16 protein-coding genes are annotated in these 17,184 nt (G+C 29.8%); all 16 read right to left on the reverse strand.

Annotated elements, in window-relative coordinates; translation table 11 throughout:
* Positions 1–41 precede the first annotated feature (41 nt).
* On the reverse strand, positions 42–1,055 hold the full coding sequence (srlE, locus tag ACTG44_RS12735; protein ID WP_021385303.1) for a PTS glucitol/sorbitol transporter subunit IIB: 1,014 nt from the start codon (positions 1,053–1,055) through the stop codon (positions 42–44).
* A gap of 12 nt (positions 1,056–1,067) precedes the next feature.
* Entirely contained in the window at positions 1,068–1,613 is a 546-nt protein-coding gene (gene srlA / locus ACTG44_RS12740) for a PTS glucitol/sorbitol transporter subunit IIC (RefSeq protein WP_021385333.1), read from the reverse strand.
* 376 nt (positions 1,614–1,989) lie between these two features.
* On the reverse strand, positions 1,990–2,859 hold the full coding sequence (locus ACTG44_RS12745; RefSeq protein WP_021385291.1) for an AraC family transcriptional regulator: 870 nt from the start codon (positions 2,857–2,859) through the stop codon (positions 1,990–1,992).
* A 255-nt stretch (positions 2,860–3,114) separates the two neighbouring features.
* On the reverse strand, positions 3,115–3,966 hold the full coding sequence (locus ACTG44_RS12750; protein ID WP_021385299.1) for an aldo/keto reductase: 852 nt from the start codon (positions 3,964–3,966) through the stop codon (positions 3,115–3,117).
* Between the two features lie 167 nt (positions 3,967–4,133).
* Entirely contained in the window at positions 4,134–4,652 is a 519-nt protein-coding gene (locus tag ACTG44_RS12755; RefSeq protein ID WP_021385340.1) for a cyclophilin-like fold protein, read from the reverse strand.
* A gap of 38 nt (positions 4,653–4,690) precedes the next feature.
* Entirely contained in the window at positions 4,691–5,809 is a 1,119-nt protein-coding gene (locus ACTG44_RS12760) for a C45 family autoproteolytic acyltransferase/hydolase (protein WP_479920548.1), read from the reverse strand.
* Positions 5,810–5,980: 171 nt separating this feature from the next.
* The gene (locus tag ACTG44_RS12765) at positions 5,981–6,472 is read right to left on the reverse strand and encodes a flavodoxin (RefSeq protein ID WP_479917112.1); all 492 of its coding nucleotides are present in this window, start codon (positions 6,470–6,472) and stop codon (positions 5,981–5,983) included.
* A 2-nt stretch (positions 6,473–6,474) separates the two neighbouring features.
* Positions 6,475–7,029, reverse strand: a complete 555-nt coding sequence (locus ACTG44_RS12770) for a flavin reductase family protein (RefSeq protein WP_021385292.1) — start codon at positions 7,027–7,029, stop codon at positions 6,475–6,477.
* 77 nt (positions 7,030–7,106) lie between these two features.
* Complete coding sequence (locus ACTG44_RS12775; protein ID WP_021385331.1) at positions 7,107–7,502, reverse strand: MerR family transcriptional regulator; 396 nt, start codon at positions 7,500–7,502, stop codon at positions 7,107–7,109.
* A 249-nt stretch (positions 7,503–7,751) separates the two neighbouring features.
* Entirely contained in the window at positions 7,752–9,170 is a 1,419-nt protein-coding gene (locus tag ACTG44_RS12780) for a YfcC family protein (protein ID WP_021385355.1), read from the reverse strand.
* 24 nt (positions 9,171–9,194) lie between these two features.
* Complete coding sequence (locus ACTG44_RS12785; RefSeq protein WP_021385322.1) at positions 9,195–10,334, reverse strand: M20 family metallopeptidase; 1,140 nt, start codon at positions 10,332–10,334, stop codon at positions 9,195–9,197.
* 258 nt (positions 10,335–10,592) lie between these two features.
* A complete protein-coding gene (locus ACTG44_RS12790; RefSeq protein WP_021385330.1) occupies positions 10,593–12,056 on the reverse strand; it encodes an alanine/glycine:cation symporter family protein in 1,464 nt (487 codons plus the stop codon).
* A 577-nt stretch (positions 12,057–12,633) separates the two neighbouring features.
* Positions 12,634–13,893 carry an MFS transporter gene (locus ACTG44_RS12795; RefSeq protein WP_479919131.1) on the reverse strand — a complete coding sequence of 420 codons (1,260 nt, stop codon included), beginning with the start codon at positions 13,891–13,893 and terminating at the stop codon, positions 12,634–12,636.
* A gap of 23 nt (positions 13,894–13,916) precedes the next feature.
* On the reverse strand, positions 13,917–15,125 hold the full coding sequence (locus tag ACTG44_RS12800) for an aminotransferase-like domain-containing protein (RefSeq protein WP_021385332.1): 1,209 nt from the start codon (positions 15,123–15,125) through the stop codon (positions 13,917–13,919).
* 30 nt (positions 15,126–15,155) lie between these two features.
* Complete coding sequence (locus ACTG44_RS12805) at positions 15,156–16,049, reverse strand: bifunctional enoyl-CoA hydratase/phosphate acetyltransferase (RefSeq protein ID WP_021385300.1); 894 nt, start codon at positions 16,047–16,049, stop codon at positions 15,156–15,158.
* A 17-nt stretch (positions 16,050–16,066) separates the two neighbouring features.
* A complete protein-coding gene (gene buk, locus ACTG44_RS12810; protein ID WP_479920549.1) occupies positions 16,067–17,125 on the reverse strand; it encodes a butyrate kinase in 1,059 nt (352 codons plus the stop codon).
* Between the last annotated feature and the right edge of the window lie 59 nt (positions 17,126–17,184).

Raw genomic sequence — 17,184 nt, forward strand, 5'->3', positions numbered from 1 at the left:
ATTTTATTAATCAAATTTAAACCTAATATTGACATTAAACATTATCTTAAAGCAAATACTGCAATACCATATGCAATAATAACAGATATTGGTCCAGTTATTAAACGAGAATAAAATAGAGCTGGAACACCATATTCCACGGTTTCTGGTTCTGCTTCTCCCAAACTTAGTCCTACTGGGACAAAATCACATCCAGCTTGTCCATTTATTGCAAATAAAGCAGGAAGTGCTAAATATGCTGGTATTGCACCAAGACCAATTTGTGTACCTACAAGAGTTCCTACTACTTGGGCTATAACTGCACCAGGTCCTAATATTGGTGATAAAAATGGAAGTGTACAAATTATTGATATAATCAATAATCCACCAATATTACCAGCAAGTGGAGATATTACTTTTGCAATCCAATCTCCCAACCCAGATGCTAAAATAATTCCCATAAGCATACTTACAAATGCCATAAATGGTATTACATTATTCATTACCATTTGGATAGTATCTCGTCCTGCATCATAAAATTTTGATACTACTTGTCCTGCTCCTTGCCCAATAGAAAGTATTATATTCTTTTTAGCATATTCGCCCTGTGCTTTTGATTTTACTTCATCATAATTGTCAGGCTTTCTAATAGAACTCTTATTTTCACTTTTATTCTCTTGAGATTTTTGTGGCATTTCTTCTCCATCTAAAACACTTATACAATTAGGGCTAACATCTGATACATAATATTCCTCTGTTATAAATTTTGCTAAAGGACCTGTTTTTCCAACTGGATTTACATTAATTGTTGGAATTTTTTTCTTTGGATAAACTCCACATCTAGCAGTTCCACCACAATCAATAATAACTACTGCTACTTCTTCATCAGAAACACCAGTTTTAAATCCATCTACAATCTCACAACCCAGTAGTTCTTTTATTTTTAATGTTACTTCATGAATACCACCAGCAGTCATTGATAATATCTTATTTCTATTTCCTTCTTTTTTTATATATAAAGGACCTCCCCAACCAGAAGTTCCTTTTTCTATTTTTAGTATCTTATTTTCATCCATATTAACTACCTCCTAAGCTTTATTTGCCACTTTATTTTTTCTTGTTAAAAAAGCATACATTTTTTCTGTTATTATACCTCTTATAAAAATTACGATTAAACCAACTATAAAATACCATAATGCTAATGTAGTAGTCTCTTTACCTAAAGTAGTCAACCCTGCTGATATTCCTAACCATACAAAAAGTTCTCCTGCATTTGCATGTGGAAAAAGTCCTGTAATTGGATGTACAAATGAAACTGCTGCATCATAAAATCCTGCTTTATGTTCTTCTTTTAAAAATCTACCAAATGTATAACACATAGGATTTCCCAAGAAAAAGACTGATACTAATGGAAGTAGAATATATCTTGTAAAAGAATTCCTTCCAAGTTTAGAAGCCCAATTATTAACTCTTTCCTCACCAATGATTTTAATCAAAGAGTTAATGGCTACCATTAATACAATTAGTGTTGGAAGAGTTCCTGAAACAAGACCTATAAACTGTTCTCCTCCCTTCTGAAACAAACCAATAAACCATTCTGCACCTTTACTTAGACCTGTAATAACGTTTTCCATAAAATTATAACCTCCCTATAATATCTTTAAATTTTTAATTTTATTACTCACTCTTAATTTTACAAATTACTTCTTTTTTCTGTACTATATGATATTATTATAAATGTTTTTTATATTAATATCATTTTAATATAATATTTTTGATAAATAAATACATCTTTTTTCAACTTTATGAAGGAAAAAATTGTACTAATTAGAATTTTCAGAAATATACGAATCTTATTTCGACTATATTTTAAATTTTGCTTAAAAATTTAAGACCTTATTTTTATTTATTTTAATTAATATTATCTAAGTCTTATAAAAATAAAAAAAATAGATGCCTTATTATGAGCATCTATTCTTTAATAAAATTCTTTTTTAATTTTATCATAGATTATTTTATAGGTATATAAATATCAATTTGCGAATCTACATTATTAGGACCTAAAAATCTTTCATCATATACTTCAAAATCATCTCTTATATCAAGTTTTTCTTTTGAACTTAAAAACCAAGTACCCCATATATATTCATAAGTTTTGTCTAAACTTTCTAAGCTACCAATATGAGTAAATACAGCATACTTTCCTCCTTTAATAGTTTTTGAGACAAAGGAGTCTGGAATATACTCATAACTACTAACTTCAAACCCTATTGTTTCATTAAACTCCATTTTTTCACTAACTAGATGTATTTTAGATGTTGCTTCACAAATTCCAAAAGCTCTCTTTGATTGTAGAGTATTTGGAACAATATGATGCACTTTTCTGAACTTTTCCCATAAGTGAGGTAATGAATTATCTTCTAATATCACATTATCTCTTATGCCAATTATCTTTATTTCATCTATTTCTTTTATCGTTGGCTTAATTGTTATATTTCCAACAAGATGTCTCATAAAATCTAATTCTAATTTTTTCTTTTTTCCAACAAATACATCTATTCTGTTTTTTCTATATTCAATAGGGCTAACTTTATATATAGATTTAAATGCCCTACTAAATGCTTCTGAAGATTCAAAACCACACTCAATAGCTATATCTATCACCTTTTTATCACTATATAAAAGTTCTTTTGTGCTATTGACCAATCTTCTTTTTTTTATATAACTTCCTACACTCTCACCAAACATAGACTTGAATAGGCGTGTCAAATGATAATATGAATATCCAGATTCTTTTGCCACATCATTTACAGTTATATTTTCTTTTAAATTATTCTCAATATATATTACAGCTTTTTCAAAATATTTTAAGTAATCCAATATGACACCTACCTCAATTAAATGTTCTTATAAATTTTAAGTATACATATCTAAATTAATACTATTTTCTTAATATACTAAAGTATAATAAATAATTCAATACATTGCTATATACTTTTTATTATTTTACAATTTTTAAATTGTTTATAGAGTTAAATAAAAAAGAACTAAACATTTGACTATCCTTAAAACAAAGTATCTATAGAAAAGCATAGTGCTCATTCATATAAAATGCCTTTTTCTCTTATGAAAATATTATTGTTCAAATCGTATTCTATGCAAACGATAGACTTCATTTAAATTGGAAATATCAAGAATAAGGCTATCTCCCAAATCCATATTAGAAACTTTCTCCATATCTTCATTAGAAAGGTAAAAGTCATCAATCTGATAATTTTCCTGTATTCTTTCCAAATGAACAGACTTTGGAATTGCTATTATACTACTTTGATTAAGCCATTTTAAAATAACTTGAGCAGGTGTTTTCCTATAAGAGGCTCCAACCTCTGCCAACAAACTATTTTGAAAAATATTTTTTTGTCCTTCTGCAAATGGTGCCCATGCCATAGGTTTAATATCATATTTCTCCATAATATTACGTAATTTTTTCTGCTGACAGAATGGATGAAGTTCAATCTGATTGACTGATGGGGTAATATCATGGCTTAAAATCAAATCCACCAAACGATCAGGTAGAAAATTGCACACACCAATTGATTTGATTTTTCCCATACGGTAAAGTTCCTCCATTGCCTTCCAGCTTCCATGATAATCCCCATATGGCATATGAATAAGATATAAGTCTATATAGTCCATTTGTAAATTAGATAGTGTCTTTTCAAAAGATATTTTGGTTGTTTCGTAACCAGCATCCTGAATCCATACCTTCGAACAAATAAACACCTCTTCTCTTGAAATACCACTTTCACGAATTGCATCACCCACTGCTTTCTCATTTCCATAACAAGCAGCTGTATCAATTAGACGATACCCTGTACGCAACGCATTTAAAACACTTTCTTTACACTCTTCATAATCAGTTACCTGAAATACACCAAAACCTAACAATGGCATTTCCAAATTATTATTCAATCTAATTCTTTCCATAGAGTACCTCCTATTTTTAATTTTAAGCTAAATATATTGTTGTATAAATATTAGAGATTTTAATTATATCTACTAGGATATATAATCTATTCTTTATGAATCCTATATTACATATAAAACTTATCTATAATCATAAGTTTTATTATCAAACCTCATCATATTCTAATTTATTCTTGTACTGTAATCTTGATTGTTTTAGAAAGTGTATCAATATAATCTTCACCTGATATAGCAACCCCTAATTCATAAAGATTACTGCCACTTCCAGAATAGTCATAAAACATTACAACATCATCCCATGGAGAATAATAAGCTAATGTTCCTTTATCAGCATTTGCCATAGGTGTATCTGTAGTATTTAACTTTTTAGGTGGATAAAATACTTTCTCATTAGTACTAAAATTTTCTACTTCCATTGTCAAGGGAAGTTGTGCATATAAATCCTTTGCTGCCTGTGAATCATTCAATTCATATACAATCGTATTTCCATTTCCTGATACCTGAATTTTCATTTTATTATCCTTATTAATATCCTCAATATTTGTCATTTCTTCTGATTGTTTTGTATCTACGTTTTCTTTATGTAGCTTAGCTTGTGCTTCTTTTTCTGTATTTGTAATTTTGATATAATTATAACCTGATACAATAAAACATAATATACAAACACATAAAATCAGCTTCTTCATATTATTTACCCTCTCTTTCAGTGTATCAAATGTGCTTTTTATTCAATCAACTCAAAAAAATCAGATGGTGCTTTTTCAATATTTATATTTATTATCTGTGTTGTAGCTTTAATTTCGTCCTTTAAATAGTAGGCATTCCATATATTACTTTCTAATCCACCCCATAGTATATTAAACTTTCCTGTATTTAAGTCCATAACTATACTTTTTAAAGTTCCAAAAAAATCATTATAGTAATTACAAGATAAACCATATGGATATTTTGAAGATAAGAAATCCATTAAATCCTTCTCACTAATTTTTTTAGAATTATCTACATATTCTTTAATTAAATTATATCTATAAATCGAATTATTCATTGACTCTGGTTCTAATTTATGAAGTTTATCAATATGGATATGGTTTGTAGAGTGGAGAAAATATTCTCTCTCATTTTTCAATTCATTTATTCTCTTTACCTCTTTTTTCCCATCTAGAGTTTCTAAAAGTGCCATATTTCCAGACTTATCTGCAAGTAATAAATTAATATTATATGCAATAGGCATATCTTCTATATAATCTAATGCCTCCTCTACATCTTTGCAATTTTCTAATAAATATCTAATAACAGCCCAAAACTGTAAACCTACAATTTTAGGTTTTCTCATACCTTCTTGGCTTCCTACAGGGTAACCACAAGATGTTTGACTTACACCCAAGCCACATTCATTCATACCTTCAGTTCTTCCAAATTGCATGACTGTAGTTCCAATGTGTGCATATTTCCCAACCACTTTAGTTTTACATAAAGCAAAATCTTCCATATGGTGTGAGAAGTCAAAATTACGAGCAAAGAGAACATGCCCATTTTCAGTTAGCTCTGGTGTTAAAGCAACTTGACTGCAACCTGGTCTAAGATAGGTCATAGTATAGTATAAAAGTTGACTACTATCTACTTTAATAGCATCAGCAAAACCTTGTAATTCTTCATTAAGCCCTGGGCAATATTTATCAAATAACTCCACCATATGATTTTCTTCTTCTTTAGTTACAACATTAGATTTATTAGTCTGTTCACATATCAATTCTGGTATATTTACAATTGATTTTCCTAACTCATACCCTATTTCATAGTTTGTACCACATAATTCGAAAGTTCTTACTTTTAAAGTTTCCATATTATTTCCTCCTATATATATCTTGTACTTGATTTTATCATTAGGGCTATAACCTTTCATGATATTTTTTGCTATAATAAATTCACAGTTCTAAAAAGTCTAACAAGTACTAGATTTATATAGGATTATTTAAATATCTATTATATAAATTAAATGTTAAAACTTAAAAGCTTACTTTTGCTCATACATATTTATTCCCTTAAGCCATGAAATAATTTTTTCTTCTGCACCATTTCCTCCATTTCCATAAATATCAAATATATCTAAAACTTTTGAATTAGGACATAATTTTTTTATATCTTTATCAGCATGACCTTTTCCACCACCTCCATGAGTAATAAAAGGTATAATATTTTTTCCACTTAAATTATTCTGGTTAAGTAAAGTTGCTATAGGTGGTGCAATTGTACTCCACCAATTTGGTGTCCCTAAAAAAATAGTATCATAATCATTTAAATCATATGATATTTTTTTAATACTAGGCATAATACCTTTTTGTATTTCTTGTTGGGCTTGTTTTACTAGCGCGTTATAATCCTTTGTGTATGGTGTTTCTGTAAATATCTCTTGTATATCAGCCAATGTGTATTTTTGAATAATCTCTGCAATTCTTTTAGTGTTTGATGAAATTGAAAAGTATATTACAATATTTTTTTTACTCATATCTATTCCCCCTCATTCTTTTTAAGTGTCATACATTTAGCGACTGTATTTCCTGTTTTTAAATATGTATATCCAGGCATTTCAAATAAAATTGGTTTTAATTTATCATAATCTATTTTACTTTCTTCATTTAAAATTTCTTCAGCTGCATATGTATGACTTATTTTTAAGATAAAATTTTCAAATCCATTTGTTTCATAAATATCATCTACATAACATTCCATGTTTAATTTTGATTCTTTTATTAGTGGTGCACCTTCGTTACCTATTTCGTATTCAAATACTTTTGATTTATCAATTTTACTTCCACTTACACAACCAACATAATCTGCTTTTGACAACATATATTCATCTACAATATTTACAGAAAGTACTTTGCTTTCTTTAACTCCTTTATTCGTATAATGTGATTTTGCTAAACTTATCATAATATGGTCATGTCCAATAATACCTAAATGTCCTACTAACATCCAGTTAGGTCTTTCATTAATTACTACTCCAACTACTACTAATGGTGTAGGATATAGTCCTATTACAGAACCTAAATCTTTTTTCATATATAATTACCTCTTTTCTTTTATTTTTTATATTGTATTCCCTTAACTCAACTTAAGGTCAAGTACTATTTTTTATATTAATGCTTTTCTTTCCACTCCTTAACCATTTTTTGTGTTACAGGGTCACACAGATTATAGTAATTTTCAATTTTATACTCAACAACATCTAAACATTCTTGAAGTTTACTAATCTGTGTAGTCAAATCTTCCTTTACTTCCACCAATATTTCTCTACGGACTTCCTTTGTATCATCATCAGAACATGCAAGTCGTACATATTCAATAATAGCTTCTAAAGAAGCACCTGCTTTTTTAAACTTCATCACAAACTCAATCCAATGAATAGCACGTTCATCATAATCACGAATTCCAGATTTATTTTTAGGAATAGGTGGAATCAAACCAATCCTTTCATAATAACGCAAATTATCGACTGATATTCCAGTACGTTTTGAAGCTTCTTTAATTGTCATAAGCATCACACTCCTTATAATTATCTTTTTTTTAATATACAACCTTAAGTTAACTTCAAGTCAAGTCTTTTTAAGAATTTTTTTTATAAATTAAAAAAGTAAATCAAAAAGGTGAACTATACAAAGTTCACCTTTTGTTTTAGAGACTATACTTAAATGTAATTTATTATATTATAAATTTTATAATTTAATTATGTTTAATCCCAATATATTTTATTTTAAAATTATATAAATATATTTTTTAACACTTTAAAAAGGACCTAAATTAATCTGTACTGCAATCATCAAAAATATAAACCCTAATGCTAATTCCATAAGTATTATCTTTGATGCAAATTTAAACCATCTTGTATAAGGTACATGAGCAATAGATATACCAGCCATAAGAACTCCAAGTGTTGGAACTATCCCATTTGCAAATCCATCCCCCATTTGATAAGCTAATACTGCAACCTGTCTAGGTATGCCTATAACATCTGCAAGTGGAGCCATAAGAGGCATTGTCACCATAGCTTGACCAGTGCCTGAAGGTATAAAGAAATTAATTACAGACTGCATAATCATCATTACTCCACCACTAAAAATTCTAGGAACATAATTTAATACCAGCGACAATCCATGAACTATTGAATCTAAAATTACTCCTTGTTCTAATATAACTACTATACTAGATGCAAATCCTATCAAAATAGCTGGATAAACCATATCTTGCATACCTTTCACAAATCCAGAAGCAATTTTATTTGGACTCATACCATATACCACTCCACATAAAATTCCTAAAGCAAAGAAATAAGCTGATAAATCTGACATGCCCAAAGAAAATTTTACAATCAATATCATCAAAGCAAGTATACCGCCAAAGAATGTAACTAATACTCTAATATTTCCAGCAGACAATTTTTCTTTGACAGATGACTCATCTAGTTTCCAATTACTATAATCAATATCTGATACTAAACTTTTACTTGGGTCTCTTTTTATTTTTTTACAATAAAAAATTATATATGTTGAAAGTAAAATCATAGTACAAATCCAAAATATCCATCTAAACCACATTCCTGAAAAAAGTGGCAGTCCAGAAATACCTTGTGCCAATCCCACAGTAAAAGGATTAATAGTAGCTGAACCATAACCTGATGCAAGTCCTAGAAGTAAAATACCTGCAGCAACTAAAGCATCATATCCTAAAGCGATACATAAAGTCATTAATATAGGCAAGAATGCAATACATTCTTCATACATACCTACAACTCCACCAGCTAACCCAAAAGTCAATACTAAGCATGTAATTATAATCTCACCTTTTTTGCTTCCCTGACTTTTAGAAATAACTCTTCCAATCAAAGCATCTAGTGAGCCAGTAGAATTCACTATACCAAATGCACCACCAATGATAAGTACAAAGAAAACTGTAACAGAATTTTTTCCAAGCCCACTTGGTATAGCTCTAAATACATCCATTATACTAACTGGATGTTGTTCTCCATATTTAAAACTTCCTGCTTGCACAAGCATATTTCCAGTAGTTAAATCTTCAACTCTATTATATGTTCCAGAAGGAACAATATAGGTCATTACGGCTGCAAATATTATAAGACCTATCATCAAAACATATGCATCTGGGAATGTTAATTTTCTCTTTTTGCCTTCAGTTTTATTAGTCATAGTAAAGTCCCTTCTATTTAAAATCTACTCCTCTTTCATTTTTTCAATTAACTCTGGATTTTCAAATAATCTAAATCCTGTTAAGGCCAATATCTTTATACCATCAATCACTCTATTTTTTGCATATGGATTCATAGAAGCTTTCAAAAATTCTTTTGTATGTAGCTCTTCGCAATTTTCAGAGAATTTCATTAAAGGGTGTATACATGGTATCATTTGACTTAGATTTCCCATATCTGTCGAACCTAATAATACCTGGTCATCGTCATCATATATACCAAATTCCTCCATAATATTTGTAAAAATACCTGTTAAAACCTTGTTTGCATTTAAGCCTTGGCAAGTTGGCTCAAAATGGTAAAACTCAAGTTCACAACCAGTAGCTATTGCAGCTCCTCTAGCACAATTTTTTACTTTTTCAACTACCTCATCAAAGTAGTCTTGCTCTTTTGCTCGTATTTCTAGTCTTACTTTCCCCATGTCAGGTATTACATTTGCAGCAGTTCCTGCTTCTAGTATGATACCATGTATTCTAGTTCCATCTACCAATTGTTGTCTCAATGCATTCACATTATTATATAATAATACTACTGCATCCAAAGCATTTATTCCATTATATGGCTTAGCTCCTGCATGAGATGCTTTTCCAGTAAATATGAAATCTAATCCCCCTATTGCGATAATTTCTGGTGTTACACAAGTTTTTGAATTTGGATGTATCATCATTGCTGCATCATATCCATCAAATACTCCATGTTCTATTAAATAAGGTTTTCCATCTCCAGTTTCTTCAGCTGGTGTCCCAATTATACTTACCTCTCCTTTGTAAGTATCTAGTATACTTGCAAGAGCTATTCCAGCTCCAACTCCCATGGAAGCTATCAAATGATGGCCACATGCATGACCATTACCTGGAAGAGCATCGTATTCTGCTATAAAGGCTATTCTTGGACCATCGCCATTTTTCTTGGTTGCTTTAAAAGCTGTTGCCATACCTGCCAAATTTTCTTCAACCTCAAAACCTTCTTCTCTTAGAAATTCAGCTATTTTTTTAGCAGACTTATATTCTTGTAAAGCAATTTCTGGCTCATCATATAGAGATTGACATAAACCTAAAATCTTTTCTTTCTTTAAATCCGCCACTTGTATTATTTTTTCTTTCATATCAATCTTACCTCCCACTAGATTTATTTGTTAGTTATTGTATCCTATTATAAACTTTAATTCACTATATTGAACCTATAATCTAATCACTTACAGTGACACTACGATTAGATTTATCATAAAATATAGTCATAGCATCACTGCAAAATATAGTAACTCAATGAATATTCAACTTTCTAGTATACATAACATTGAATTCATATTTGAGTTTATTATAAAAACTAAAATAAAATATATATAAAGCTCTATAAATTATCTTTAATTTAACCCATTCTTATTCTCTTTTATGCACTTATTTTCCCAAAATTCAGCATTTTTTATATCCAATTCTATAGGATTAAAAGTTCTATCGTTCCTTTTTATTCCCATCTTTTTCTGCCTTTGATAATCATAATATGCTTTTATAGCTGGTTTTTTTAATGTAAATATACCAACTAAGTTTATATATGTTAATACACCTATACATATATCACCAAGTGCCCAACTTGTAAGTGGTTCTATAAAACAACACATTGCTGCACATACTATAAGCATAAATCTACAGACATTAATTATGTACTTTTCGTGCTTTTCTGCTTTAATTCTAGTTACTAAATAAGATACATTGGTCTCCATCATGTATGAGAATGCTAATAATGTTGTAAATGTAAATAGTAGTAAAACTATTGCTATAAAAATATCACCTAATTGAGGATGTAATGTATTTATTGCACTCTGTACATATTGTGGTCCTGGTTCTACACCTGGTAACGTTGTATAAACATCTGTAACATTATACATGCCTGTTATTATAATCATAATACCTGTGGCCATACATATTAATAATGTGTCTACATAAACAGAAAAAGCTTGTACTAGTCCTTGCTTGGCTGGGTGACTTACTTCTGCTGCTGCTGCACCATAAGTTCCAGAACCTTCTCCTGCTTCATTTGAGTATATACCTCGTTTTACTCCCCAAGATATTGCTGAACCTAACATTCCTCCAAAAACCGAACCAAATCCAAATGCAGATTTAAACATTGTTATAATAGCTCCTGGAACCAAATTTATATTTGCTATGATTATTACTAATGTCATAATAAGGTATGCTCCACCCATTATAGGTACTACTTTCTCAGCAAATAAACCAATTCTTTTAATTCCTCCGAAAATTATTATCCCTAGTGCAATAGAAGATGTAACTGCTATTGTCATTTTTGAAAATCCAAATGCTTGATTCATTGCTAGATATAAAGTATTTGATTGTGTACCAGGCATAAAAAATGTATAGCTTGCTATTGCGACTACTGAAAATAAAATTGAACATTTTTTCCAACCAAGACCTTTTTCAAAGTAATATGGAGGGCCTCCTCTGTACTGTCCATCATGCTCATCTTTATATATCTGAGCTAAAGTGGATTCTACAAATGCAGTTGCCGATCCTAATGTAGCCATTATACACATCCATACTAATGCTCCCGGTCCTCCCATTGCTATCGCCACAGCTACACCAGCTATATTTCCAGTTCCTATTCTTCCAGCCATAGATGTAGCAAAACCCTGAAACGAGGATATTCCAACATGAGAGCTATCTCCTTCAAGTAAAAGAGTAAACATTTCTTTTACATCTTTTATTTGAAAAAATCTTAGTCTCAGTGAAAAATATAATCCTATACACAAACACATTGCAACTAATACAGGTGACCAAACAATTCCATTAATGGTGTTAACTAAATCGGTCACTTAACTCACCACCATTCATTTTATATTTATAGACAATAATTTAAACAGCTATGTTTCAATATTTTATATAATCTTTAACTCATATATATCTAAAAAATCTATCTTCTATTTATATTATTTTTAATCCACAAACTATAAATATTTATTTTTAAAATTAAGAATATTAATTGATATATAAACATAAATTTATAAACTTTTTAACGATATGTATTTGACAAATAATCAAACAATATAAATTGGAATACATGTAATGAAAAGCCTGAAACTGTTATTATATAAATAGTACAATATACAATTATTAATATATAATTGAATAGCATATAGTTAGATTTTAAATTTTCGTATTTATTATGAGGTATAAAATTGAGTACAATTACCACCTATTTTTTAAATTTTTTTAAGATTTAAATTAAATAGGTTTATGTAAATATGTAAATAGATGATAATTGCCACTCAATTCCAAACCTTTAGGGGTAACTTTATACTAAAACCTAGAAACTTGATAACATTTTGATATTTTACACTTTAAACTTTAAGTATTGCTATAAAAATTAATATTTTGGTATTCTTACAATGCTTATGCTTCTAACTTACTTTCTCTTCTCTTCTTAACTTTTAATATATATAAACAAGATAGTATACCAATTACTAGAATTGCTATCTGGAATATAAATGTATATGTGTAACCTTTATTACCATAAGTATCTATCCAGTGTCCTATCAATGCAAATTGGAATACATCTGGTGAAAATCCTAAAGCTGCAGCTATACCTATAGTAGTTGCTGAATATTTAACTGGAACTTTTACTTCATCTTGAACTGCATAGTATATACCTTTTCCCATGTAGCCTAATATACCTACTACAAATGTTAAAGCTATAAATATAGTCATTGGAGTAGATGCAGGTAATACTAGGAATAAAACTATTACTGCTATACCAAATACATATATTGGTAAAAGTACTTTTGTAGGTGATTTCACTTTGTCTGCACAATATCCTCCAAATGGCGCTCCAAATAATTTTAGACCATGTTGTCTTATTATTGCTAATGCCCCAGACAATGCTACAGAGCCTCCAAGTACTGATGTTATATATGGTGTAAAATAAGACATTGTAACTGTGAATGAATATACACAGAATATACTTATTCCTACTAGCCAAGTATTTGGTGATTTTAGTACTGTCATAAAATCACCAGCAGACATTTTTTCACTTACTTCTTCTTTATCTTCTCTAATATCTACATCTTTAATTACATACCATAATACTGGACACATTGCTATTGATAATATTCCTAAAGATATCATTACCCATCTCATACCTAATACAGGAGTTGAAAAGCATGTATAAATATATAAGAATATTGCTCCCATTACTACTCCAGAAACTCCAACCATAGCTTCATTGAATCCATAAACTTTACCTTGATTATCTTTTCCTATAACTCTAAGTATCTTTACCATAGAAGGATAGTTCATAACTAATGATGTTATTGCACAACCTACCCAAGTTGCAACTGCAAACGGATAGTTCATATTAAATGCAAATGCAAATGATACTAATCCATTAAGAAATATAGAACCTAAAATTATCTTTCTATAATCAAATCTATCTGCTAACCAACCCCCTATAGGAGCTCCAAATATATTCCCTAATCCATAAATCGTAAGTAGAAAACCTAGTTGAGTATTTGTACACTCTAATGCTTTTAAGATTGGATCATATAATGTATATTGGATAAATGGTATAATATAAACTAATTCCCAAGATATTGCTATAATAACAAGTTGAAACATTAACTTTCCAAACTTTATACCGTTCCCTTTTTCTCCCATATTTAAGCCCTCACTTTTTATATTTATTCACAAGCATAATTGAGTTCTTTTTTTATAACTTCTGCAAGTATTTGAATTCCATTAACTATTTGTTCTTCTGACATTGTTGTATAGTTAAGTCTCATAGTGTTTTTTGGTCCATTATTTGCAAAGAATGATTCTCCAGAAACATAAGCAACTCCAGCATCAATAGCTTTGTCTAGTAAATCATCTACATTTATACTTTCAGGAAGCTCAACCCATATGAACATTCCTCCATCTGGTTCTGTATATTTAGCTTCTTCTGGAAAGTGTTTTTTCATAGCATCTAACATCAACAAGCATCTTTTTTTATACTCAGCTCTTATTTTTTCTATATGTTTATTTAAATTATATTTCTTTAAGAATTCTATTACTTGTACTTGAGAAAATTGATTTGACTGTAAATCTATACCTTGTTTTAAAAGTTCTGCCTTATCTATGATATCTACATTACCACACATCCAAGCAACTCTAAATCCTGGACATAATACTTTTGAAAATGAACCTAGATACAATACTTTATCTTTAGTATCAAGAGATTTAAGTGTAGGTAGAGGCTCTGGTGTAAATCTTATTTCTCCGTAAGGATTATCTTCTATAACTATGACATCATATTTATTCACGACTTCCATAAAATCTTTTCTTCTTTGTAGAGACCATGTCTTTCCTGTAGGATTTTGAAATGTTGGTATTACATAGATTACCTTTATGTTAGAATTTTCAGATAATAATTTATCCAAATCATCCGTTACCATTCCTTCATCATCAGTATCTACTCCTAAAAAATCACATTCATAAGGTCTAAATGCATTTATTGCACCTAAGTAACTTGGATTTTCTGTAACTACTATGTCTCCTTTTTCTAATAGAATCATAGCACTAAGAGATATACCTTGTTGTGAACCAGTAGTTATTATTATATTTTCTGCTTTTGTATCAATATTTTCCTCTTCTTTCATTCTTTTTACTAATAGTTCTAATAACTCATCTTCACCTTTAGTAGGTCCATATGCTAAAGCAAACTTGCCTCTTTCATTAAGTACTTTTTGAGTTATTTCACTTATCTCTTCTATTGGAAATAAATTTGGGTCAGGAAGCCCTGCAGCAAAAGATATAACAGTACCACCACTTGCTACCTTCTGAGCTATTTTCTTTTGAGAAGCTCTTATAGCTGAAGCTTTTACCATATCCATTCTTTTTGCATATTTCATAATAATTTATCCTCCTTAAATAATAATTTCTTATTGTGATGCTAAGCACGCTAATGCTATTGAATTTATTTTAATTTCAGCTGTATCAGAACGTGAACCTAAAATTATTGGATTTGTTGCTCCTAAAACTATACCTGCCCACTTAGCTTGATTAAATCTAAGCCATGATTTTCCTAATATATTTCCGGCTTCTATATTTGGAAATACTAGTAAATCAACATCACCAGCTATATTACTTTTAATGCCCTTATGTTCTGCTGCATGTGCATCAAATGCCACATCAAATGCTATTGGACCCTCAGCTACACAATTTGGTATTTCTCCTGATTTCTCCATTTCTACAAGTAAGTTAGCATCTACAGTAGATTGTATTTTAGGGTCTACCATTTCATTTGCAGTAAGTATAGCAGTTTTAGGATTTTCCATGCCTATACTCTTCATAGTAAGAAGTGCATTTATCATTATATCTTTTTTTTGATTTAAATTTGGTGATACATTTATACCACTATCAGTACAATAAAGAAGTTTGTGGTATTGAGGTAATTCATATACTGCAAGTAGACTCAATAATCTCCCTGTTCTAAGACCAGTTTCTTTATTTAATATAGCTCTCATATAGACACTCGTATTTACTAATCCCTTCATAAGAACTTTAGCTTCCTTATTTTTAACTATCTCTACAGCTTTTTTAACTGATTCATCAGGATTTTGACATCCTATTATTTCGTGACCTTTTAATCCAATTTCTTTTGATATACTTTCTATTTTTTCTTTGTCTCCTACAAGAATAGGCTTTATAATGTTTAAATCTGTTGCTGATTTCACAGCCTTTAATACTTCTTTATCTTCTGCAACAGCAACACTTACAATAACAGGTTCAAGCTTTTTAGCCTCTTCTAATAAATTATTAAAATCTTTTAACATACTCTTTCTCCTAAATATTAATAAGTTTTTGCTATTTCTTCTCCCTTAAGTACTCTAAGTGCTCCAAGAGCAAGTGCTTCCATCTCCATTTCTCCTGCAACTATCTCTACTGGTGCCAAATATGAAACTCTTTCTATGACTCCTCTAATTACCATTTCCGAATGTGATATCCCCCCAGTTAAGATAACTCTATCTACATTCCCTGAAAGTGAAGCTCCATACATAGAGATTTCTTTTGCTACTTGATAAATAAATGCATCCATTATAAGTTTTGCTTTTTTATCACCATCTTTAATTCTATTTTCAATTTCTATCATATCTTTTGTACCTAAATAGTCGTACATTCCTCCAATTGAACTTACTTTTGCTACCATTTCATCATGAGTATATTTTCCAGAGTAACATAACTCTACAAGAGGATATGCAAGTAATCCACCACTTCTTTCTGGAGAAAATGGTCCATCAGACCTTCCACCACTTCCATCAATCATCTTTCCTTGTTTATGTGCTACAATTGATATTCCTGAACCTAGATGAGCTACAATAAAGTTATAATCCTCATATTTCCCACCTAGTTTTTGTGCAATTTTTCTTGAAACAGCTTTATGATTTAATGCATGTAACCAACTAGCTTTTTCTATATCTGAAATTCCTGTAACCCTTGATACATCATCAAACTCATCTACAGAAACTGGGTCTACTACAAATGATTGTACTCCTATTTCATCTGCTATAGTCTTAGCCAATAATGCACCTAGGTTCGATGCATGTTCTCCATTTATCTCACTTCTCATGTCATCAATCATTTCTTCATTCACAGTATAAGTGCCGCCTTTTATAGCTTTCATAAGTCCACCACGACCAACTACCGCATCAAAGGAATTTATGATATGATTCTCACTATTTAAAATATCCACTATTAATTTTTTTCTATAGCCATATTCATCAAATACTTTAGAAAATTTTTTTAAATCTTCTCTTGTATGAGTTATATTTTTTTTCAAAACTTCATTTTCATCTTGAAAAATAGAAATCTTTGTAGATGTACCACCAGGATTTATTACTAGAATTTTCAATTTAACACCCCCTAGTTTCACTATATAGAACATCGTTCTGTTATTTTAAGTTTTAAAAA

It is taken from the genome of Clostridioides sp. LIBA-2809 (assembly GCF_056688965.1).